Source organism: Streptomyces adustus (assembly GCF_009377175.1).
GTDB classification, from domain to species: Bacteria; Actinomycetota; Actinomycetes; order Streptomycetales; family Streptomycetaceae; genus Streptomyces; species Streptomyces adustus.
Genome location: NZ_VJZD01000433.1, coordinates 1 through 4,156, shown reverse-complemented (window position 1 = coordinate 4,156; position 4,156 = coordinate 1). Strand labels below are relative to the sequence as shown.

Annotated in this window: 4 protein-coding genes; 2 read left to right on the top strand and 2 right to left on the bottom strand. The window is 73.9% G+C overall.

Annotation, left to right across the window (positions count from 1 at the left end; all coding sequences use genetic code 11):
• Window positions 1–362: STAS domain-containing protein (locus FNH09_RS45050; RefSeq protein ID WP_152895661.1), on the top strand; the 362-nt coding region annotated here is incomplete at its 5' end.
• A gap of 142 nt (window positions 363–504) precedes the next feature.
• On the opposite strand, the gene FNH09_RS45045 is transcribed toward FNH09_RS45050, so the two are convergent.
• Complete coding sequence (locus tag FNH09_RS45045; RefSeq protein ID WP_152895660.1) at window positions 505–939, bottom strand: protease inhibitor; 435 nt, start codon at window positions 937–939, stop codon at window positions 505–507.
• 412 nt (window positions 940–1,351) lie between these two features.
• Here FNH09_RS45045 and FNH09_RS45040 point away from each other — a divergent pair, with 412 nt between their 5' ends.
• Window positions 1,352–2,521, top strand: a complete 1,170-nt coding sequence (locus FNH09_RS45040; RefSeq protein ID WP_152895659.1) for a lactate 2-monooxygenase — start codon at window positions 1,352–1,354, stop codon at window positions 2,519–2,521.
• A gap of 27 nt (window positions 2,522–2,548) precedes the next feature.
• Here the strand turns inward: FNH09_RS45040 and FNH09_RS45035 are convergent.
• On the bottom strand, window positions 2,549–4,156 hold a 1,608-nt coding region (locus tag FNH09_RS45035), incomplete at its 5' end, for an RICIN domain-containing protein (RefSeq protein ID WP_238427477.1).

Here is a 4,156-nt window from a genome sequence, read left to right as displayed (position 1 = left end):
ACCGCGACCCTCCCCCAGCCCCCAACGCCTGTGCCCGCACCCGGACGAGCGGCCCGTTCACCGTCGTCGAGGTGACGGGCGAGGTGGACATCGCCACCGCCGACCTGGTCGCCGAACACCTGACCGCGGCGGTCTCGCCGCCGCTCCCGGACGTACTGGTCGACCTGCGGCCGGTCGCGTTCCTCGACTGCTCGGCGCTGCGCGTGCTGTGCCGTGCCGAGGCGCGAGCCGTCGAGCACGGCGGCCGCCTGCGGATCGTCTCCGACGACCCCCGGGTGCACCGGCTGCTGCGGGCGGCGGGCCTGCTGGGCCGCTTCCCGCCGCTGCCGGCACTGCCCGGACAGCGGCGGGATTCCACGTGATGCCAGGGGCCGGCCGGAGGCCCCACTCCGCCCGGCCGGCCCCTGGTGCGAGATCGCACGGGCCCCGCGACTGGGGCTCGCACTCCCCACCTGCGGGCCTCTCCTCGTGCTCACGGAGGCCGTACGATCCCGGTCCATGGGGTCAGAACTCGAAGACGCTGGTCCCGTAGGCGCTCTTCACGCACGCGTTGGCGAAGGTGCGCTCGTAGGAGACGCGCTTGCCCTGCCAGACTCCGTCGACCGTGACGACCACCGGGGCGTACTCCCTGGTACACAGCACGTCGCCCCGGGTCGTCAGGGCATCGAGGTCGCCGCCGGCGGCGCGTAGTTCGGCGCAGGCCTGGGCCGCGGCCGGATGGGTGCCGGACGCCGTCGGGGCACAGGTCAGGGTGACCGCCCGCGCCGGGGAGGCGACGGCCGCGCTCTCTCCGTGACCCATGGTGAGTACCAGGGCCGAGGGGGCGTAGAGCGACATCGGGCTGGCGCTCTGGGCGGCGACCGAGGCCCCGGTGAGGGGTCCGCAGACGGCGGCGGCGGTGAGGCCGAGGGTGGCTGCCAGGCGCGCGGTGCTCCGCATTGTGTGCATCCTTCCGCTTGATTCGAGGGTGAGCCGACCGCGGACCGGTGGGTGCCGCGGCGGCGAGCGCGAGTCTGCCGAGTCCGCCGTCGAAACACACATCGAACCCACAGGTTTCAGTAACCTTGCGTATTGAATCAGTGGCGCGAAGTCACGGAATTCGAACAGCACATCCGCTCAACCGTGGGGTTTCCGCTCTCAGGAACCGGCCAGATGGCCCGTTTTCACGTGCTCGTTAATAGTCCGGAAACATTCCACTTCCGCTCGCGGTGGACTTTTTCGCGCCGTCTTGTGTTCATCTTCGAACCGCATCGCCGAGCCCCGGGACGGTCGGCCCCTGGCCTGCGGATCGTCACATACCCGCGGGTATGGTCGGCGTGCAGCGCACACTCGACGACGAGAGGCGACAGGAATGGCCAAGCACTGGGCGGATTTCCAGTACGAGATCTACCTCAACGGGATGACGGGTGCCGTCCCCCGGCTGCCCACCGATCTGACCCGGCTGGAGGAGCTGACCGAGCAGCGGCTCGGCCCCGGCCCGGTCGGCTATGTGGCGGGCAGCGCGGGCGACGGCAGTACGGCCCGCGCCAACCGGGCCGCCCTGGAGCGCCGTCGGATCGTGCCGCGGATGCTGCGGGACGTGCACGAGCGCGATCTGTCGGTGGAGGTGCTGGGCCGCCCGCTGCCCGCCCCGCTGGCGCTGGCGCCGATCGGCGTGCTGTCGATCATGCACCCGGACGCCGAGTCGGCCGCCGCGCGGGCCGCCGCCGCGCAGGGCGTGCCCTACATCCTGTCCTCGGCGTCCAGCACGCCGATGGAGCAGGTCGCGGAGGCGATGGGCGACGCGGAGCGCTGGTTCCAGCTGTACTGGGCCAAGGACCGCGAGGTCACCCGGAGCTTCCTGAACCGGGCCAAGGCCTGCGGGTACACCGCGCTGCTGGTCACCCTGGACACCCCGCTGCTGGCCTGGCGGCCGCGCGACCTGGACCAGGCCTATCTGCCGTTCCTGCACGGCGTGGGCACCGCCAACTACTTCTCCGACCCGGCCTTCCGGGCAGGGCTGGCCAAGCCGGTGCACGAGGACCCCAACGCGGCGGTGATGCACTTCGTCGGGATGTTCGCGGACCCCGCCAAGACCTGGCCGGACCTGGCGTTCCTGCGCGAGAACTGGGACGGCCCGATCGTGCTGAAGGGCATCCTGCACCCGGACGACGCCCGGCTCGCGGCCGACGCCGGCATGGACGGCGTGGTGGTCTCCAACCACGGCGGCCGCCAGGTGGCCGGATCGGTGGCCGCGGCCGACGCGCTGCCGCGGGTGGCCGCGGCGGTCGGCGACCGCCTCACGGTCCTGTTCGACAGCGGCATCCGCACCGGCGACGACGTCTTCAAGGCTCTCGCGCTCGGGGCGCGGGCGGTGCTGCTCGGCCGCCCGTACGCCTACGGCCTCGGCCTCGACGGTCAATCGGGCGTCGAGCACGTGATCCGCTGTCTGCTCGCCGAACTGGACCTCACCCTGGCCCTGTCCGGACATGCGCGCCCCGCCGACGTCGGCGCCGCGGACCTCGTCGAGGACCCCGTGTGAGCGCGCCGGGTGGCGGGGCGCGGCCGGTCAGGCCTTACTGCCCGACAGCTCGACCGGCCGGGCGGTCGCCTTGCCGGTGACGGCCGACGCACTCGGGTCGGTCGACGTCACCTCGGACAGCCAGCGCTGGCCGAGCGAGTGGTCGCGGGCCTTGACGACGAGGCCCGCGCCAGGGTCGCCGCCCGCAGGGGCGAGGGCCAGGGTCTCGTCCCAGCGGGGCAGCAACTCGCCCTGCACGGTGAGGTCGTAGCGCACATCGTCGCCGCGCGCGTCGGTCTGCTCGGCGCAGGTGCCGAGGATGACGACACCGGCGTCCGCGTGCGCGTCCAGACACAGCGCCGGGTCGGCCATGCTGCGCAGCAGTCCGTCGTCCTCGTACGTCCACTGCTGGGTCCAGGCCGAGGAACAGACGGCGAGTTCGGCCGCCGTGCCCGCCTTCGGCACGCCGGCGATGTCGAGGCACAGGTCGGCGTCGGCGTTGCGCAGCCGGGTCTGCCGGGGGCCGGTCGGCAGCCGGGCGCCGCCGGACGCGGCCTGGGAGTCGGTGGCGGGGGCCGAGGCCTGGCCGCCGGTGACGCTGGCGGAGGCTGCCGGGTCGGCGCCGCCGTCGTCGCCCGGCCAGAGCCCGACGACGAGCAGGGTCGTCAGCACCCCGGCCGAGGCGAGGCCGACGCCGGTGCGCAGGGCGTTCGGCGAGCGGGTCCCGTCCGGGGACCGGCGGGTCGGCAGCGGGATGCGGGCGAGGATGCTGCGGGAGGCCGCGCGGCGGGCTCCGCGGCCGCGGCGGCCGCCGGTGCCGCGCCCGCGGACACCTTCCTGGGCCGAGCGGCCGGGACGGGAGTCGGCGTAGCGGCGGGCGCCCCAGCCGAGCACCGCCTCGGCGAGCAGGACACCGAGTCGGCCCTCGAAGTGGCCGAGCTGTTCGGCGGCGGCACGGCAGTAGCGGCAGTCCACCAGATGCCGCTGGACGTCCGGCAGCAACCCGCTCCCGCGGCGCATCGGGACGTCGAGGAGACGGTTGTAGTGGCGGCACTCGGTGGTCGGCGACAGGTCCCGGTGGGCCCGCACCAGGCCCTCGCGGAGCTTCTCCCGGGCCTGGTCCAGCGAGTCCGTCGCGGTGTCGTGGTCCATGCCCAGCAGGCCCGCGGGGACGGACACCGGCTCCGCCTCGACCTCGACATGCCACAGCAGGCACTGGGCGAAGGGCGGCAGGGACTGGAACGACCGCTGGGCCAGCTCGCGGTTCTCCGGGGTCATGGACTGCGCGGCGCGCATACCGCGCCCTCCGGCGGGCTTCTGCAACGCGGGCAGCACCGCGGCTATGTCCTCCGCGGCGGCCCAGTGGCGCACGGTGTCACGCACGGTCACCAGCAGCCGTGGGCGCAGCGCGGCAGCCGGTTCGCCGAGGTTGAGGCGGTCGAAGACCTGGTGGAACGCGGCGCCGGTGACCATCGCGGCGACCTGCGCCGAGGATGCCAGGCAGATGGCCGCGTACGCGTGCACCGGCTGCCAGTGCCGGGCGATGAGCAGTGCGGTCGACTGGGCGACCTCGGCGTCCGGGCCGCCCCTCATCCGGAGCGCGAGAGCCTCGTCGGATTCTCCGGGGTCCCCGCCGGACGGGGAGAAGGGCGGACG